This window comes from Bacillus sp. FSL E2-8868 (genome assembly GCF_038005505.1).
Taxonomy (GTDB): Bacteria; Bacillota; Bacilli; order Bacillales; family Bacillaceae_G; genus Bacillus_A; species Bacillus_A mycoides.
Genome location: NZ_JBBOTI010000002.1, coordinates 1,261,263 through 1,279,929 on the forward strand (window position 1 = coordinate 1,261,263; position 18,667 = coordinate 1,279,929).

At 36.5% G+C, this 18,667-nt stretch carries 17 protein-coding genes, 1 tRNA gene and 1 pseudogene; 7 read left to right on the forward strand and 12 right to left on the reverse strand.

The genetic code is table 11. The features are described 5' to 3' along the window. Positions 1 to 142 precede the first annotated feature (142 nt). The 6 genes from NSS74_RS17375 to NSS74_RS17400 all read right to left on the reverse strand — a co-directional run bounded on the left by NSS74_RS17375 (position 143) and on the right by NSS74_RS17400 (position 4,524). Complete coding sequence (locus NSS74_RS17375) at positions 143 to 1,024, reverse strand: IS3 family transposase (protein ID WP_002140633.1); 882 nt, start codon at positions 1,022 to 1,024, stop codon at positions 143 to 145. Positions 1,025 to 1,032: 8 nt separating this feature from the next. Beyond that, the gene (locus tag NSS74_RS17380) at positions 1,033 to 1,329 is read right to left on the reverse strand and encodes a transposase (protein WP_002135468.1); all 297 of its coding nucleotides are present in this window, start codon (positions 1,327 to 1,329) and stop codon (positions 1,033 to 1,035) included. Positions 1,330 to 1,430: 101 nt separating this feature from the next. Further along, complete coding sequence (locus NSS74_RS17385) at positions 1,431 to 2,018, reverse strand: CalY family protein (protein WP_000172837.1); 588 nt, start codon at positions 2,016 to 2,018, stop codon at positions 1,431 to 1,433. A 70-nt stretch (positions 2,019 to 2,088) separates the two neighbouring features. Next, on the reverse strand, positions 2,089 to 2,658 hold the full coding sequence (gene sipW / locus NSS74_RS17390; protein WP_002064334.1) for a signal peptidase I SipW: 570 nt from the start codon (positions 2,656 to 2,658) through the stop codon (positions 2,089 to 2,091). Positions 2,659 to 2,855: 197 nt separating this feature from the next. Further along, on the reverse strand, positions 2,856 to 4,142 hold the full coding sequence (locus NSS74_RS17395; RefSeq protein ID WP_002126097.1) for a D-alanyl-D-alanine carboxypeptidase family protein: 1,287 nt from the start codon (positions 4,140 to 4,142) through the stop codon (positions 2,856 to 2,858). A 154-nt stretch (positions 4,143 to 4,296) separates the two neighbouring features. Continuing rightward, the gene (locus tag NSS74_RS17400; protein ID WP_002135051.1) at positions 4,297 to 4,524 is read right to left on the reverse strand and encodes a hypothetical protein; all 228 of its coding nucleotides are present in this window, start codon (positions 4,522 to 4,524) and stop codon (positions 4,297 to 4,299) included. A gap of 283 nt (positions 4,525 to 4,807) precedes the next feature. On the opposite strand from NSS74_RS17400, the gene NSS74_RS17405 reads away from it, so the two are divergent. Further along, positions 4,808 to 5,032: a hypothetical protein gene (locus NSS74_RS17405; protein ID WP_002140901.1), complete on the forward strand. Its 225-nt coding sequence runs from the start codon at positions 4,808 to 4,810 to the stop codon at positions 5,030 to 5,032. Positions 5,033 to 5,223: 191 nt separating this feature from the next. Then, positions 5,224 to 5,296: transfer RNA gene (locus NSS74_RS17410), tRNA-Val, on the forward strand. 93 nt (positions 5,297 to 5,389) lie between these two features. On the opposite strand, the gene NSS74_RS17415 is transcribed toward NSS74_RS17410, so the two are convergent. From NSS74_RS17415 to NSS74_RS17440, 6 genes and pseudogenes are all read right to left on the reverse strand, one after another. Then, positions 5,390 to 5,986, reverse strand: coding sequence for a hypothetical protein (locus tag NSS74_RS17415; RefSeq protein WP_002140900.1), 597 nt, complete (start codon positions 5,984 to 5,986; stop codon positions 5,390 to 5,392). Positions 5,987 to 6,145: 159 nt separating this feature from the next. Beyond that, the gene (locus tag NSS74_RS17420) at positions 6,146 to 6,691 is read right to left on the reverse strand and encodes a hypothetical protein (RefSeq protein WP_002140899.1); all 546 of its coding nucleotides are present in this window, start codon (positions 6,689 to 6,691) and stop codon (positions 6,146 to 6,148) included. A 49-nt stretch (positions 6,692 to 6,740) separates the two neighbouring features. Then, positions 6,741 to 7,011: pseudogene (locus NSS74_RS17425) on the reverse strand (hypothetical protein). A gap of 181 nt (positions 7,012 to 7,192) precedes the next feature. Then, positions 7,193 to 7,375, reverse strand: coding sequence for a DUF3976 domain-containing protein (locus NSS74_RS17430; protein WP_002140898.1), 183 nt, complete (start codon positions 7,373 to 7,375; stop codon positions 7,193 to 7,195). Between the two features lie 28 nt (positions 7,376 to 7,403). Further along, complete coding sequence (locus tag NSS74_RS17435) at positions 7,404 to 7,781, reverse strand: hypothetical protein (RefSeq protein ID WP_002140897.1); 378 nt, start codon at positions 7,779 to 7,781, stop codon at positions 7,404 to 7,406. Beyond that, positions 7,778 to 7,993: a helix-turn-helix transcriptional regulator gene (locus NSS74_RS17440; protein WP_002140896.1), complete on the reverse strand. Its 216-nt coding sequence runs from the start codon at positions 7,991 to 7,993 to the stop codon at positions 7,778 to 7,780. The genes NSS74_RS17435 and NSS74_RS17440 overlap by 4 nt, the downstream gene beginning before the upstream one ends. An 826-nt stretch (positions 7,994 to 8,819) precedes the next feature. Between NSS74_RS17440 and odhA the strand changes: the two genes are divergently transcribed. From odhA to NSS74_RS17465, 5 genes are all read left to right on the forward strand, one after another. Then, complete coding sequence (odhA, locus tag NSS74_RS17445; protein ID WP_002140892.1) at positions 8,820 to 11,687, forward strand: 2-oxoglutarate dehydrogenase E1 component; 2,868 nt, start codon at positions 8,820 to 8,822, stop codon at positions 11,685 to 11,687. A 129-nt stretch (positions 11,688 to 11,816) separates the two neighbouring features. Further along, positions 11,817 to 13,073, forward strand: a complete 1,257-nt coding sequence (gene odhB / locus NSS74_RS17450; protein WP_002140890.1) for a 2-oxoglutarate dehydrogenase complex dihydrolipoyllysine-residue succinyltransferase — start codon at positions 11,817 to 11,819, stop codon at positions 13,071 to 13,073. A 125-nt stretch (positions 13,074 to 13,198) separates the two neighbouring features. Further along, on the forward strand, positions 13,199 to 15,118 hold the full coding sequence (locus tag NSS74_RS17455; RefSeq protein ID WP_002140888.1) for a putative thiazole-containing bacteriocin maturation protein: 1,920 nt from the start codon (positions 13,199 to 13,201) through the stop codon (positions 15,116 to 15,118). Next, on the forward strand, positions 15,115 to 17,064 hold the full coding sequence (locus tag NSS74_RS17460) for a TOMM precursor leader peptide-binding protein (protein ID WP_012260565.1): 1,950 nt from the start codon (positions 15,115 to 15,117) through the stop codon (positions 17,062 to 17,064). Before NSS74_RS17455 ends, NSS74_RS17460 begins: the two co-directional genes overlap by 4 nt. 22 nt (positions 17,065 to 17,086) lie before the next feature. Next, positions 17,087 to 18,649, forward strand: a complete 1,563-nt coding sequence (locus NSS74_RS17465) for a SagB family peptide dehydrogenase (protein ID WP_002140885.1) — start codon at positions 17,087 to 17,089, stop codon at positions 18,647 to 18,649. Positions 18,650 to 18,667: the final 18 nt, after the last annotated feature.

Here is an 18,667-nt window from a genome sequence, read left to right on the forward strand (position 1 = left end):
AGAACTATAACCTTATTATAATAAAGCGAATTACAAAATGATATAAAAATTATGTTTCTTTTTACATTTCTCTTTTAACACAAAAAGAGACTACCACTTTTGCAGTGACCCCTGTCAAGTAGACAGTATTTAAAAAGCGCAACTAAGCAACCTGAGTTCTATATTTATATGGACTCAGGTTATTTAATTTCTTTTGAAATCTTTGATGATTATAAAAGTGCATATATTTACGCACGGCAAGTTTGACCTCATTCGCTTTACGGAAGGAGTATAAATGAAAACACTCTGCCTTAAAGTGACTGAAGAAGTTTTCCATACAAGCATTATCCCAACAGTTGCCTCTTCGAGACATACTTGCCTTCATCTGATATTTTTTAAGTAATTGATTATATTGACGAGATGTATACTGGGATCCTTGATCACTATGTAAGAGGATTCCCTTCACATTTCGTTTTTTCTTTGCCTTTTTAAGCGTATCTAACACAAGCTTTAAGTCGTTTCTACGACTGGTTTCATAGGCAACAATTTCATTATTGTATAAATCCTTAATAGCGGATAAGTACAAGCGCTGTCCATTGAAAATCAAATAGGTAATATCGGTTACCCATTTCTCATTCGGTTTTGAAGCCTGAAACTCCCTATTTAGATGGTTCTCTGAAATCACATAAGCTTCTTTTTTTCCGTAATAAGGTCGTTTTTTCCTAATTACGGCTTTGATACCTAGTTCACTCATCAATCTTTGGATGTGCTTATGGTTCAAATGAAGGTTATATGTGGCTTTCAGCCACACTTGTATTCTTCTATATCCATAAATTCCTCTTAATTTTTTATGACACTCCAATATCTTTTTCTTAATTTCGATATCCTCTGATTGTTTTTTAGAAGGCGTCGTATGCCGTTTTAGCCATTTGTAGTATCCACTTCTGGTTACACCAGCAATATCGCATAGAATGGTCACTGTATAACCTGTTTTTGTCATTTCATGGATGACTTCGAATTTTTTTATTTTGGATACGACTTTCATTCCTCCTTTTACATCCCTAAGAGCTTTTTTAACATTTCATTTTCCGCTTCTAATCGTCTGATCTTAGCTTCAGGATCTTCGGGTCTAACCCTTGGTCTACCTAAACCTGGTCCTTTCGCTTTACCGCGTTTTTCTTCTAGTCCTTTGATTCCTTCAGCTTCAAAGTGTTTCACCCAACGACTTACAACCGAGTGATGAATACCTAATTCTTTCGCAATGGTTTTATAGCTCATGCCTTCTTTTAAGTATAAATCTATAGCTTGTTTCTTAAATTCTACATCGTAAGTGACTCTAATTTTTCCCATGAAAAAATCCCCTCCATAGTAAACAGGTTAATGTGCTTTCTTTTTCCTGTCTACTATAAGGGGATCATATCACTTTTGATAGTCTCTTTTTGTTGTCATTATTATTTCGTTTCACCATCGCCTTGCTGTGCATCAAACGTCCAAGTTAATTGTAACTTATCGCCTTGGAATTCATTTTGATCTTTTTTATTATCAACGAATTCAAATTTCACTTTGAATTTATCAGATTTACCTGCAGAAATACCTTTTTCATCCCAGAACCAAGCAGCTAAATCATTATTTACTGCTGTAAGTGTATCACCCTTCAATTTATCTAATGTAGTTTCTTTCACAATCGTCTCATGCTTATCTACATTTTTTAAGAATGTTACTTTAATATGTTTACCAAAATCATCTTTATTATCTTTCTTCGTATCTTCTACATTATAGTCTGTTTTTAATAGAACCTTTTTAATATCTAAAGAGCCTTTATTTTCTAGTTTAAATTCTTTTTCAATTGTATCACCAGGTTTTAAATTCGATACATTAACAACTGTTGATGGATTTAATGATAAATCAAGCGTACCAGCCGCAAATGTATTATTTGACACTTCTTTATCGCTAAAGAATGCAAATGTTCCTCCACCAACTAATGCTGCTCCTAATACTGCTGATGCGATACCCATTCCTAATTTTTTCTTTAAAGTCATGTCCATATCCCCTTAATATATATATATATATATTTGTTAACTTCCTAAACGGAAAGTATAACCAAACGAACTAGACGGATTGTTCTACTTTTTTATCTTTCTTTTCTCCGTCAATGCTACGAATAGCGCCAAAAATAGAAATTGCGGAATAGCCAAGTAAAAAGACTCCAGGAATAATGAGAAGTAATGCTGCTCCCGCTTTTGAACTCGCATAATTCAGTCCATAACCAACGTATGGAACTGTAATATCTGCATACTTTCCAATTACATTCTCTGCAAGTACTGGTGCTAAATCTGGTCCGTTGTTGTTATCCCCTTTTGTTTCATACATTACTTTTCCATTTGTATCTTTCACACCGATAATACGGTGAGTGATAATTTTGTCATCTTTCTCTTTAAACGTAATAACATCACCTTTTTTATATTTAGAACCATCTTTCGTTGGCTCTATCGCAATGATTGATCCTGTTAAAAATGTTGGTTCCATCGATCCTGAAAGAACGCTCTTAAATTGATATCCCATCACTGTTGGATCCCCGCCACTCGCTTTTGAAGAAATAACTACAAAAGCTAAACAAACCATTACCGCAAATAAAACAAATGAGATAACGTTGCTAATCACCTTCCAAATTAATTTCATCGTCTCTCTCCCTCTCCGTTGTTTTATGTTATTTGAAGTATACAATATCCATTTCAGTTCTCTAACAAGAACACAAGTAAATAATATAACGAACGATTTGGAAATGCAATAAGAAAATTTACAATTATTAGTTAAATCATTTTTGAAATGCATACAAAAAAGACCGTGACAAAATCTCATCACGGTCTACTAGCAATTTATTTTTCTTCTGATTTCATCCCTTGGTTATTTCGGCGCAGCACTACATATAAAATCGCTCCAAATAATAAAATCGCACCTATTCCAACACTTATCACTTTCACATTTGATTCCTTTACTTCAGGTGCAACTGTATCTTTTTTAGGCATCGCAAAAGTAACATCTTCTTTTGAAAGAACATTTATAGTCGCAATCGTTTGATTATTCTTTATAATATCTACCGCACCAACTACTTCACCGCGATGAATTCCTTTTTGATACAAAGATTCTTTATCCACTGAATTAACCCGAAAAGCCGTTTTTATATTTTTCCCTTCATCTTTCTTTAGCATAAGCTCTGCACTTTTTTCCAGCTCAGAATCAACATCTTTATTTAAATACTTTGCCTTTTGGTGCCAACTATGTTTATCTAGTACAGTTTGCTTCGTAAATTGCCCAAAAGAATATTCCGCCATCTGCTTCAAATCTTCATAAATTTCAGGTCTTTGAGAAGCCATTACTACATTTATAATACGATTACCATCCTTCTCATTTAATAAAACGAGCGTATTGCGTGCTTCATTCGTAAATCCTGTCTTACCACCCATGCTATATGGATTTTCAAAATAAGTAGACTTATTAAAAATAGAAACTGTTTGCGTAGATGTCGTAACCGTCGTTCTTTTCGTATTCATCGCTTGTAAAATTTCAGGATACTTTTGCACACCTCTCGTAATCATGGCCATATCATATGGCGTCGTATAATGATTTGGATCATGCAATCCATTTGGCGTTACAAAATGACTATCTTTAGCCCCTAATTGCTTCGCCCTTTCATTCATCATATTGGCGAAGTTTTCAACACTTCCTCCAATACGCTCCGCAATCGCATACGACACATCATTCGCACTCAGCACCATTAAAATCATAAGTGCAGTATTTCTATTAATAGTCTCACCAGGGTGAAACTCAATTTGATAATTACTCTTCTCTTGATCTAATGCTAATTGTGAAAACGTAAATTGATCCTCTGGCTTCGTATGCTCCATCAGTAAAATCGCCGTTAACACTTTCGTCATACTAGCGGGGAACGCACGATGATGTGCATTTTTGTCGTACAACATATCTCCTGTTTTCGCATCAATCGTAGTCGCAAACTGACTAAAAACATTCGGCCCTTCCGCAGGTGGAGGTGCCACTTGCTCCGGATTTACTCCAATATTCGTCTCAGCATATAACGTCATAGGTGTCAAAAAAAATAAACAAATAACCATAACAAAAACCGAAATTTTCTTAAAATTTACCATATGACTCTCCCTTTTCCCTTTACTTTCACATTCTATAAAATACCTCTACCAACCTATATGTAATTTGTATTAATTTGGAAGAATATTCACTTTTTTTACTATATCACACTTTTACGATTAGGAACATAAATATACAACAAAAAATAAGAAGGAATTACTCTTTCTTATCCTTCTCATCAATCAACGAATCTATTAACTTTTGCCCAGCTTCTTCGGGCGTAATCTCGTCCGTCATACCCATAAACGACCAACCTTTAGAATCGACCCACTCAACGAACTCTTGTAAAAACTCATCATGCGTCACATCCACATCAAGAATCGAACCATCAATCGAAATCGTTCTATTTCTAGACACACGCATCTTAAACGTTTTTCTTACCATTACAATTATTCTCCCTCTACTCCTGAATATTTATAAATATCTTGTACTTCTTTTATACATGATTTCTTAAAAATTGTAAAAAGGATATATTGGCCAATTTGCATATTAAAAATGAAAATCTCTTATTATATAACCCTCACACTACATTCATTTAGTCATAAATTACGGAATACATCCATATAAAAAAACAAACCACCTTATATTCTATCACACTAAATACACTTGACTTTAGTACAATCAAATGGAATATATTAGAAAACACCTTAAAATGAGGAGGAACTCCATGGCGCGTTGTACATATTGTAAAACGAAGTGGAAAGTAAAAGATGTATGGTCGATACTCGTAACATTTGAAAAAGATTGTCCGTATTGTTTCGGAAGACAATATATGTCAAAGAAAACATTGAACGCTATGCCAGAACTTATAAGCTTACCTTTACACTTCTTATTCCCTTTTCTTGTTGACTTAAGCGATGAAGGTCCTTTGGATTGGTATCGAAAATCATAATATACCCGGTTTATTCAAAATTCACTTTCAATTAAATGCTCTTCTTATATATTCCTTAATACGCTACTAGCGTGATTCCAAATACTTTACCTTTAAAAGATTACCACAAAAATATTGTAAAATTTCAGTTAATTATATATAATTGCTTTAGCATAATGATTAAAGATGCTGTTACATAAGCATTTATTGAAGATCCCGTAGCTCAGCAGGGAGAGCGCCACCTTGACAGGGTGGAGGTCGTGAGTTCGAGCCTCTCCGGGGTCATAAAAAAGAGATACCATATCAACCTATTAGGTGATATGGTATCTCTTTTTATCCAAGTCACTTCTTATAAAAACTAAAAATCTTTCCAGTTAATCACTTCCCACCAAACATCTTCTCCAAAGACTTCGCATTAGCAAACAATACTTCTTTCAAGTTATCATCTGCAACGATTTTATAGTCGCCATCATTGTTCTTCTTTAAGTTCAATGTAACTTCGCGAGTTGCCATGATTGCATCTTTATCTGATAAGTGTTTGACGATTGCTGATGTCATCGTTTTTTCAATCGCTTTTTCAGATTGTTCTTTGTCTTCACTAAAGGCACTAGCGAACGCCATTGGCATAACTTCTCCCACTGCTTTTGTTACAGCAACGGATAGATCTGCAGATGTAATTTTCACTTTCACTTCTGCTTTGTCATCCTTTTTCGATACTTCTTCTGGCTTTTCAAATTTAAAGTTTTTCGTAATTGCACTCAGCATTGCTTTTGCCTCAGCATCATCTGTTTTTTCATTTAGTTTATTAAATTCCTTGTCACTCTCAACAAATGTACGAGCCTTTTCTACATCACCTTTTTGTATCGCTGTTAAAAATTCTTCTGTAGTATCTTTCGGATTTGCACACCCTGCTAAAACACCTACTGTTAATCCTACTACCATCATTAACAGCAATAATTTTTGTATCTTTTTCACGTTCATTCTCCTCTTATCTTTTCTAGTAAGTCAGCATTATACAATAGTATGAAACTGACATTACAAACATTTTTTAGTATAGCATTTATATGATTTGTTTTCTATTCATTCCCAAAAGATAACGGGCCTTGTAGCATTTCTACAAAGCCCCCTCTTCTATCAATCCGTATCCGTAGCACAAACTAACCACATTTTATGCTCCTTACTATCTAACACCATCCAAGTATTATCCCATGCAACATCGTAAAACCAGTCTGTCCAAGGGCTTTGACTTTCGAACACTATAATATCCTCATAACGATCTTCGAACATGTATTGGCATACATCGCTCGCTAATTGCTTCGCAACTACCATTCTCTCTGAAAAATATTTATATGCTCCGCCTCTTATAATTTGAAATGCAATACTCCCATCAAGTATTACCGCACTATTATATTTAAATTGAAACTTATATTTTTTTGATGTATGTATTTTTAATTCCTCTAAGTTATTGATTATATCTAAAGAGTTGAAGACTTTTTTGAAAAAGTGCTCGTATCTATCTATTTCATAAGGTATTTCTTTGAAAAAATTTTCGTTATGTACTTTAAAACAGCTTATTACTGCTCCACCATTTAAGTTTTGTTGCTTAAATGTGTTTATAAGTTGCTCAATAGATGAGTCATTCGTTTCTATTTTTTCAAAAGTTCCTGCTTTCCATCTCATAACGCTCACTACTCTCTATTAAAAATTTGTTTCTTCATTATTATAGTACTTACTTTAACATCGGCCTTACTACTCCACATTCTTCACTATGAGGCTCTTTTACGGGTATGGGCAGCCTTTCATCCTCTTCTTCTAAAATCATTTCAAATACTTCTGTTTTTTCTTCTAATATGCTGGATTCACTATCTTTAGTAGGCTTTTTGCCCAACTTCTTCTGCTTTGGCAGGTTCATTCGTAACGTAGTATTCTTGGTTCTCCCATACTAACATAGGTGGCACTTGTTCTCGTTTGTTACATATTATATAAGTAATACTAGCTATAAGTAGTAGACATGTTAATTAAAAGAAGATAGCTTTTTTGTTCATATACTATTCTCCTTATCTATCATTTTATTGGATTATATAATAGGAAATATAGTCACTAAATAGTTTTCATGGTATTTTTTAGTATTAATTTCAAATAGAAAAACCTTACTATAAAGTAAGGTTCCGTTTTTAAGTTCTATAATGTTTTATTAATTAAAACGATCATTACGATAATCGCTATAAACATAACAACTAAGCAGCCGATCATTTTATAAAATCCTCGTTTCGTTAACGTTCCACCCTGAACGTCTTTACGAATGAATAGGAACACCCCTAAAAATAAAACAAGCCCCATGCCAAAAGCGTACATCATTTGCATATGTTAATCTTCCTTTCTCTCTTACATCTTAATATCTTTTCGATAAAACAACAAACGATATAAAAACTGTACTCATCGTAAGTGCCATAAGTATGTTCAATAGTTCAGTAGCAGATAGTGTAATTATTTTTAAGTTTAAGCCGAAAGAGAAAAGAAGATAATATGCGGTTAATGCAAAAAAGCTGAAGAACATTCCTTTATAACGAATAAGTTTCATTCGCTCATCTTTTTCTTTAAATTGCGGGTGTAAGTAACTTAAGCAAAAACACATAATCATCATCGCAAGCAATGTATACGTTGGAGCCGGTGGTGCAGAATGCGTCATTATACCTGTTAATATCATAAATCCACTCATAAATAGAAAAATAATTCCCATAATAACGAAGTACTTTTGTGAATAATTCATCCTTTCTCCCCCTCTTCTTTTCCTTCATAAATAAATACATGTTCTATCGTTGTCTGAAATGCTTTTGCAATTTCAAATGCTAACGGAAGTGATGGATCATATTTTCCTTTTTCAATTGAAATGATGGTTTGTCTGGAAACTCCAAGTTTCTCAGCCAATTTTTCTTGAGATAGTCCAAATTTTTTTCGGTATTCAACCATTTTATTTTCCAAGGAAATTTCTCCCTCCTTCCTTATACCGAGTATACATGTAAAGGAAACTTTACGTCAAGTTTCCTTTACATGTATTTCGTCTATTTTTCATTCTATTTATATAGAAGAAACTTTTTCAAATTCAGCACGTCTATTTTGAAATGAAACATGGAACAATGTATATAGCCGTTACTATATCTCCTCTCCGTTTTTATGAAAATTTAATATCTCCATATTTGTTTTATCCTTTTAAAATGTTTCATTCTGCTCTTTATCGGGTGAAATGCGCTATTGTTTTTACGTTGTTTTTCGCCATATTTATAGAAACTAACGATTTATGAAGCATTTTTTATGTTTAGCCACTTTTTTTGTAGAAATCCTTCATTTTCCTTTCGATATTTAACACTATCGATATAAAGTTTATGGTAAATTCATAATTTTTTATTTTTTATACTATATTCCGTTATATTGTTGTATAATATCAATGAAAGCGCTTATTATTCCAATATACATAATTCGAACTAAACTTTATCGAAACATTCTGATAGTTATACTTATATTTAAATGCAACAATTATAGTTATTAATGTAGGTATACCAAATATATCCACCCCGTTTTCCCGTGAAATTACTTTATAACATGAAAGATTAACTTGGGTGATAAGTTATTGTGAATGTTTTTTTACAAAACAGATAAGTAATAGTGTTTGGTATTATGTAAATTATTGTAATAACATAAGAGTAAAGAAAAACATTTACATTGATTATTGGTTCATCAATTATTGAAAAGAGCAAAATGCACCTTTTTGTATGGAAAAAGGATTATATGCATTGGGAGGTTTAAACAAATGACGAGGAAGAATACAACGACAAACCCTTGGGCCAAGTTCCATGGTCCGAACCTTGGTTATGTTATTGAGCAGTATGATCTTTACGTAACTGGAGCAGGTTCTGTTGATCCGGAATTACAAGAGCTTTTTGAAATTTTTGGAGCTCCTTCGTTTCAAGATGATGTCGTAACAGGGGACAACACAGCAACACATTTTTCTCCTCAAAACACAGGGAACATTGAAAAGATTCTTAAAGTCGTTCAACTTGTTGAACAGATCCGTTCTTTCGGGCATACATTGGCTCACATTAATCCGATGGAAGATGCTGCAAACGGACAATCTCTTATAGAGAAAACAATGAACGAACTGAGCGATGCTGACTTGAAAGCGATTCCAGCAAAAACAGTATGGCAAGATGCACCAGAGGGCATTCACACTGCACTTGATGTAATTCATAGATTAAAAGACGTTTATACAAAATCTTTAGCTTATGAATTCTCACATATACAAGATAGTGAAGAACGCGCGTGGTTGCATCAAATGGTGGAATCAAATTCATTGCGTCAACCATTATCAAATAAAAAACGAACTGCTCTTTTAAAACGTTTAACTGCTGTTGAAGGTTTCGAGCAATTCTTGCATAAAACATTCGTTGGTCAAAAACGTTTCTCTATAGAGGGCGTTGATATGCTTGTACCTGTACTAGATGAAATTGTTTCAGAAGGTGCTAAAGGCGGAGTAGAAGATGTCATGATTGGTATGGCTCACCGTGGTCGTCTAAGCGTACTCGCTCACGTATTAGAAAAGCCATATAGTCACATGTTTGCTGAATTCAAACATGCAAAAATAGAAGGTGCAGTGGCAAATGCTGGCTGGACTGGCGACGTGAAATACCATTTAGGTAGAGAACAAGTCGTTGGTAATGAAGAAGTTAGCACTCGTGTTACATTAGCAAATAATCCGAGTCATCTTGAGTTCGTTAACCCTGTTGTTGAAGGTTTCGCACGTGCAGCTCAAGAGAATCGTAAAAAATCTGGTCTTCCAGAACAAGATACTACAAAATCATTCGTAATTTTAGTTCATGGTGATGCTGCATTCCCTGGTCAAGGTGTTGTGTCTGAGACACTCAACTTAAGTAGATTGAATGCGTACCAAACTGGCGGAACTATTCATGTTATCGCAAATAATGCAGTCGGCTTTACGACTGATAGCTATGATTCTCGTTCTACTAAATATTCAAGCGATCTTGCAAAAGGTTTCGATATTCCGATTGTCCACGTGAATGCTGATGATCCGGAAGCTTGTCTTGCTGCTGCAAACCTTGCGATCCAATATCGTACGCTGTTCAAAAAGGACTTCTTAATCGATTTAATCGGTTACCGCCGATATGGTCATAACGAAATGGATGATCCAGCAGTTACGCAACCACAAGTGTACAAAAAAATTAAAAATCACCCAACTGTAAGAGCAATTTATGCAGATCAATTACAATCTGCTGGCGTTCTGAATGCAGATGAGGTTGAAACAATTACTCAGTTTATGCAAGAGGAATTAAAGGCTGAATACGCACAAGTGCCACCAGCTGATACGAGTGCTGCAACAATTCACGTTAAAGTTCCAGAGGTTGTTGCAAAAGGAATTCAACCGATTGACACTGGTGTTTCAATTGAATCACTTCGTGCAATTAATGAAGGACTATTGTCTTGGCCTGAAGGCTTTAACGTATATCCAAAAGTGAAGAAAATTCTTGAGCGCCGTAAAGATGCTCTTGAAGAGAACGGTAAAATTGAATGGGCACTTGCTGAATCGTTAGCATTCGCTTCTATTTTGCAAGAAGGTACGCCAATTCGTTTAACTGGTCAAGATTCACAGCGTGGTACATTCGCGCACCGTCATATCGTATTACACGATACTGATACAAACGAAACATATTCACCATTACACCGTTTACCGAACATTAACGCATCATTCTCTGTTCATAACAGTCCGTTATCAGAAGCTGCTGTTGTTGGTTACGAATATGGTTACAACGTATTTGCTCCAGAAACTCTTGTGATGTGGGAAGCTCAATACGGTGACTTCTCAAATACTGCGCAAGCATTATTTGATCAATATGTTTCAGCAGGAAGAGCAAAATGGGGTCAAAAATCTGGTTTAGTTCTTCTATTACCACACGGTTATGAAGGTCAAGGGCCAGAACACTCTAGTGCACGTCCAGAGCGTTTCTTACAATTAGCTGCTGAGAACAACTGGACAGTTGCAAACTTAACGAGCGCGGCACAATACTTCCATATTTTACGTCGTCAAGCATCTATCTTAGGAACAGAAGCTGTTCGACCGTTAGTGCTTATGACACCAAAGAGTTTATTACGTCATCCACTTACGCTTTCAACTGCTAGTCAGTTAAGCGAAGGACGTTTCCAACCTGCTTTAGAACAAGAAAACCTTGGTGCAAAACCAAACAAAGTAAAACGTCTTGTTTTAAGTACAGGTAAAATGGCAATTGACTTAGCAGCAGAAATCGAAAGTGGTAAGCATGAGTACAGCCTAGATGAAGTTCATATGGTTCGTGTCGAGCAGTTGTACCCATTCCCTGCTGAAAAAGTTCAATCTATTATTAAACGCTTTAAAAACTTAGAAGAAATCATTTGGGTTCAAGAAGAACCTCGTAATATGGGCGCATGGCATTACATGGCTCCAATTCTGTTCGAACTAGCTGGGGATAAAGTGAAAACAGGTTACATTGGACGCCCGGATCGTTCTAGCCCATCTGGTGGCGATCCATTCGCTCACAAAGCTGAGCAAGAATTAATCGTTGCACACGCTTTAGATGTGAAGTACAACTTCCGTCAAGATAAACAAGAAATTGAAGTTTTCAGCAACTGAAAGTAACAATGAGTTTTTCAGGCTTGGCTGAGGCAGATAGTCTGCCTCAGCCAGGCTAACAAATGGAGATTACCGAAGATTAAAGAAGACAAAACACACCGTTAGGCAAATAAGGGGAGGACATTTAAAATGATCGAAATTAAAGTACCTGAGCTTGCAGAATCTATTTCAGAAGGAACTATTTCACAATGGCTTATCAACGTAGGCGACAAAGTTGAGAAAGGTGGCAGCGTTGTTGAGCTTGAGACTGACAAAGTCAATGTAGAAATCATTGCAGAAGATTCAGGTATTGTATCGAAGTTACTAGGCGAACCTGGGGATACAGTTGAAGTTGGCGCTACTATCGCAATTTTAGATGCCAATGGCGCAGCAGCTGCAGTAAGCACACCAGCACCACCTGCTGAGCAACCAAAACAAGAAACTACTGAAGCACCGAAAGCAGCAGCTCCAAGTGCTGAACAAAATAAAGCGTTGCAAGGTTTACCAAATACAAATCGTCCTATCGCATCACCAGCTGCTCGCAAAATGGCTCGTGAATTAGGAATCGATTTAAACGAAGTACGTAGCACAGATCCACTTGGACGTGTGAGACCACATGATGTACAAGCTCACGCTGCAGCGCCAAAAGAAGCACCAGCTGCTCCAAAACAAAGTCCGGCTCCAGTTGCAAAAACTGAATTTGAAAAACCAGTTGAGCGTGTGAAAATGTCCCGCCGCCGTCAAACAATTGCAAAACGTCTTGTAGAAGTTCAACAAACATCTGCAATGTTAACTACATTTAACGAAGTTGATATGAGTGCAATCATGGAATTACGTAAAGAACGCAAAGATGCTTTCGAGAAAAAACATGATGTACGTCTTGGCTTTATGTCATTCTTCACAAAAGCAGTTGTTGCAGCATTAAAACAGTTCCCATTATTAAATGCTGAAATTCAAGGCGATGAGCTTATCATTAAAAAATTCTATGATATCGGTATTGCAGTAGCAGCTCCAGATGGATTAGTTGTTCCAGTTGTACGCGATGCTAACCAATTGAACTTCGCTGAAATTGAAAGCGAGATTCGTAATTTAGGTCTGAAAGCACGCGATAATAAACTTTCATTAAAAGAGCTACAAGGTGGTACATTTACGATTACAAATGGTGGCGTGTTCGGTTCTCTAATGTCAACACCAATCCTAAATAGTCCACAAGTAGGTATTCTAGGGATGCATAAAATCCAAGTACGTCCAGTTGCAATTGATGCAGAGCGTATGGAAAACCGTCCAATGATGTACCTTGCACTATCTTACGATCACCGTATTGTTGATGGTAAAGAAGCAGTTAGCTTCCTTGTTGCTGTTAAAGATATGCTTGAAGATCCAAAATCATTATTATTAGAAGGTTGATAGATTATTAATCTATTAAAGGCTGTAGAATGAATCATTCTACAGCCTTTTTTCATTATGTTCATACGGGACAAATCACACTACATAGACTAACAATGTATGCCTAAAACGTAAGGGGGATAAACATGAATAACCTTCCAGTTCATGCAAAACTTAAAGCAAATAAGGATACTTTCTTCCTCCCCGATTCAAACGGGGGTGTTTACTTTCGAAATAACTCCAGTTCATTCCGTATGGATGGTGATGGAATTTATGACTGGATTGAGAAATTAATGCCTATGTTTAACGGTAATCATTCTTTGACAGAGATAACCGATGGTCTCCCTCTCCCCTATCAAAATCGTGTATTTGAAATTGGAGAGATTTTATATGAAAATGGTTTCATTCGTGATGTAAGCCAAGATGCTCCCCACGAATTAACCAGTGCATTACTCGACAGATATGCTTCGCAAATTGAGTTTTTAGAAGCTGATTCCCATTCAGGCGCTTTAAAATTCGAAACGTACCGCGCAGCAAATGTGCTTATAATTGGTTCTGGCGATATGCTTACTTCCCTAGTTTCTTCTTTATTAGAATCTGGTTTACCTACATTCCATTATCTTGTTACAGATCGTGCTGAAACAAACTACGATCGAATTCATGAACTAAGCGAACGTGCATATGCAAATGATGACAATGTACTTATTCAAGAAATAGATATTACAATTGATCGCCCTTTACATGAAGTATTCGAGCCTTTCGACTGGATTTTATACGTTTCCCAAAATGGAGATATTGAAAGTTTAAGAGCAATCCATACTATTTGTAGAGAGTTTAAGAAAAATTTCATACCAGCTATTTGCTTATCAAGAATTGGTTTAGCTGGACCCGTCGTAACCAGAGACCGTGAAGAATGCTGGGAATCAGCTTGGCATCGTCTACACGAAACTACTTTACAAAGTGAAAATCCACCTGAACCTTTCTCACCAATTGCATCTGCAATGTTAGCAAATGTTATCGTTTTTGAGTTATTTAAACATGTCGCTGAAGATTCACATAGGCAGCATAATCCTCAATTCTTTTTATTAAACTTGGAAACACTTGAAGGAAAGTGGCACCCTTTCATAAAACATCTTCTCGCAACCGATGAAATCTTTACAATTGATACGGTGCAAAATCTTCAAGAAAACCTTGCCCATCGTTCCGGACAATATACTTCAACTGAACTTTTTCGTTTTTTTGATACGTTAACTTCTAAAGAAGCTGGCATATTTCACATGTGGGATGAACAAGATTTACACCAATTGCCTTTATCACAGTGCAATATTCAAGTTGCAAATCCATTATCAGACGGACCTACCTCTCCCCTTCCTACTATAACTTGCGGTGGATTAACTCATAATGAAGCACGCCGCGAAGCTGGTTTAACAGGAGTTGAAACATATGTAGCTGAAATGATTCATCGTCTTATCCCCGAACATACTGATATCGGTATTGGTGCTGGGGAAACGATGACAGAAGGTGTATACCGAGCACTCCAAAAACATTTAAATAATAAGCTATATGAACGCCAATCACATATGCTAGAAGAGATTACAGAACTTTATTTAACCGAAATTCATGATAAACATTGTAGGTTTTACTACGATGCTCTCTCTACAATTCATGAAATACCTAAAGTAGGAATGAGTGAGGAGTTACTTGGTTTTCCTGTCGTTTGGATCGGTATTAATGATAGATGGTATGGTGCGGCAAATATTAATATAACACTCGCATTAAGAAATGCTCTGCAACAAGCACTCCTTCATATTCAAAATGAAGAGATTCCTTATAAAGCTAATATGTTACCGGAATCATCCATTGTTTTATATAGCACGGATTCTGTTAGAGTAGCAATACAAGAAGAGGAAGAAATTCCAGGCGTACAGTCTTTACAAGTTGCTTTGCAAAATTTAGCGGAAAACAACTTGTATCCATTCGTTTTTGATTTAGCTATTGAGTCATTTTTAAGAGACAGCTTAGACGGTGTATATGGAGTATTAATTGCAAAGGAGGATGACCAATGACTCAAAACATACTACTTATAGGAGATGGCCTACTCACAGACTATGTACATGAGCAATTGTGTAAGCAATATTCACTCATCCGCCAGCATACAATTACAGAAGCTCTTCCTGAAAACATTCATCTTGCTCTCGTTTTACATGACGGGTCTCCTTCTTCCGTACATCATGATGCTGAGCTTATCTTTCGCTCAAATAATATTCCGTGGCTTCGCGCGTTTACTTCGTTTGGTGAAGGTATTATCGGTCCTTACGTGAAGCCTCTTACAACTGGATGTTCCCACTGCGCTGATGGACGCCGGTTTATAGCTGGCTTTGATCAAAGAGAAATGTGGGAACTACAACGAAAATATGCATTAAAAGCAGATAACGTGACGAGGCGTGATGTACGCGCCACCCAAAATGGAATGCTACAAATGTGCCAGCTCATTCATGCTGAAACAGAGAAAATATTAGCTCATGGATATTCTTCTTTAGAAAACGAACTCATTTTACTGGACTTACAAACGTTACAATGTACCCGGAATTCGTTTCTTCCAGACCCTCTCTGTCCGGTATGCAGCAATTTGCCTGACGATACAGCAGATGCAGCGCAAATTTCTTTACAACCAAGTTTGAAAACGAGTACTGAAACGTATCGCTGTCGTTCCATTCATGAGCTAAACACATTTTTAACGAGAGACTATTTAGATTACCGGACTGGTATTTTAAACGGCCAAATGCAACATTCTTTATTACCGTTTGCTGATGTCATTATAAACATGCCGTTACTGTTTGGAAATGAAGGTGTCGCGGGCCGGACTCATTCATTTTCACTTAGTGAAGCAACCGCTATTTTAGAAGGATTAGAACGCTATTGCGGTATGTCGCCTCGTGGGAAAAAAACAAATGTACATGGCAGTTTTCGTGAGCTAGAAGATGTTGCACTGAATCCCCTCACACTTGGTGTACATACAAATGAGCATTACAATCGTGATAGTTTTCCATTTAAGCCGTTTGATCCTGATTATGAGCAAAACTGGGTATGGGGATATTCTTTATTACAAAGCAGGCCCCTTCTAGTTCCAGAATCAATCGCTTATTATAGCCTTGGTCATAGAGATGCTTTCGTGTATGAAACATCAAATGGATGTGCCATTGGTGGTAGTTTAGAAGAAGCAATTTTTCACGGCATTTTAGAAATTGTAGAGCGTGACGCCTTTTTGCTCACTTGGTATGCCGAATTACCTCTTCCCCGTCTCGATCTTAGTTCAGCCAATGATACTGAATTGCAACTAATGTTGGAACGCTTACGCACAATTACTGGATATGAATTATACGTTTTCAACGCGACGATGGAACATGGTATTCCGAGCATATGGGTCATTGCGAAAAATACAAGGCAAGATGGTATGAATCTCGTCTGTGCTGGCGGCGCACATATGGAACCAATTCGAGCTATAAAAAATGCAATTCATGAAATAGCGGGCATGTTACTTATAACAGATGAAGAGCTTGAACAAAAAAGAGAGAAATATGAAAACTGTTTACAAGATCCATATCTTGTTTCGCAAATGGAAGACCATAGTATGCTGTATGGATTGAAAGAAGCGGAAGAACGTCTTCACTTCCTTTTACGTGATGATGCTCCGGTGCAAACGTTCCAAGAAATGAATGCATTACAATCATTTGATATGGATTTAACATCTGATCTTCATCAACTTTTAAACAGGTTACATCAATCCGGACTTGAAGTAATTGTTGTAGATCAAACGGTCCCCCTTATAGAAAAGAACGGCTTACATTGTGTAAAAGTAATTATTCCAGGCATGTTACCGATGACGTTCGGTCACCATCTCACTCGGGTTACAGGACTGGATAGAGTGTATACCGTACCGATGACACTTGGATATTGGGCTGAGCCTTTAACGAATGAAAGTTTAAATCCACATCCGCATCCGTTTCCATAATTCATAGTGAGGGGGAAATTTGATGCAACCTGATACTTTTTTACATCATCTCCATTTTTCTATTAATGAAATTATGTCGTCCGATAAAGAGATTGACTGGGAAGACGCACCACTTCCTTATAAATTATATCGAAATTTACCAGTAATCCCTCTCTCTTTAGAAATCCCATTAACTTTGCGGAATTCTTCTACTAAACCTAACTTAGAGGAAATCGGTCATTATCTTTGGTACTCATTTGGTTTAACACAATTATGTCAGCCTACTACCAACCTAGAAAATAATAAAACAACGACTCTATTTCGAAGATTCATCCCTTCTGGGGGTGCTTTATATCCGAATGAATTATATATGTATTTAAAAATTGATCATTATCCAGACGGCATTTACCATTACGACGCCGCGCATCACCGTCTTATCTTACTTCGCGAAGGAAATTTCGATTCTTATCTTACAGAAGCACTCGGCAATCGTTGTAACGTACATTCTTGTTTTGGTGCTGCATTTGTATCCACTATGTTTTGGAAAAACTTCTTTAAATACAATAACTTTTCGTATCGTCTTCAAGGATTAGATAGCGGTGTTCTAATCGGTCAATTACTTGAATGCGCAAAACAATTTGGTTATACAAATGGTGTATATTTTCAGTTTCTAGATCGGGCAATGAATCATTTACTTGGACTGTCAGAAGGTGAAGAAAGTGTGTATGCTGTTATTCCTTTAAGTACAGAACCGAATACAGATTGGTTTCATGATGATCATCGTAAAAATAAAACTATTACTTCTCATGACTTGTTGCAACAAATCCCGCCGTTAACACATGAGCATTTCGTTCGCTCAAAATATGTAGATGAATATCCGATGATAAAAAAAATAAACGCGGCTTCTATGATTGAATCAACAGAACACTTCCAAACATTTACCTGTGAAGAACGACAACAATATAGTGCACACGCTATGCAGCTACCTAAAGTGGAACGTTTATCATATGATTTTTTACAACTTTGTAAAAAACGATATTCACCTGATTCTGACTTCATTTTAACGAAATGGGATGCAGCCGAGCTCGCTACTTTACTACAAGAAGCGAGCCTCTCCTTCCCTTATTACAACGACCTTGATGGCAAATATTTAAATGAAAACGCACGAGTCTCACTATATGGATGTTTTTATAACGTAAAAGACATAGAAAACGGCGCTTACGCTTATAACAGTAGGACACATTCCATACAGCCAATTCGGTACGGAGACCTTCGTTATTCTCTGCAATCCAGTATGACGATGGATAACGTAAACCTTTTTCAAGTACCACTTTGTCTACATGTAATCGGAAATAAAGATTACTATAAAAACAAATTAGGTTATAGAGGATATCGCATTCATCAAATGGAAGCTGGCATGCTCGTTCATAAACTCGTTTTAGCTGCGACAGCTATGGGGATGGGCGGGCACCCTTTACTTAGTTTTGATACAAATTCATGTGATCAGTTGTACGGGATAGATGCTGGAAATGAAACTTCACTCATTCAAATTCCTGTTGGGGCTTACAGGGCGCGAAATTGGCTAAAAGGGTCCTTGCATAATTAGAAGCACGCCGATTAATGG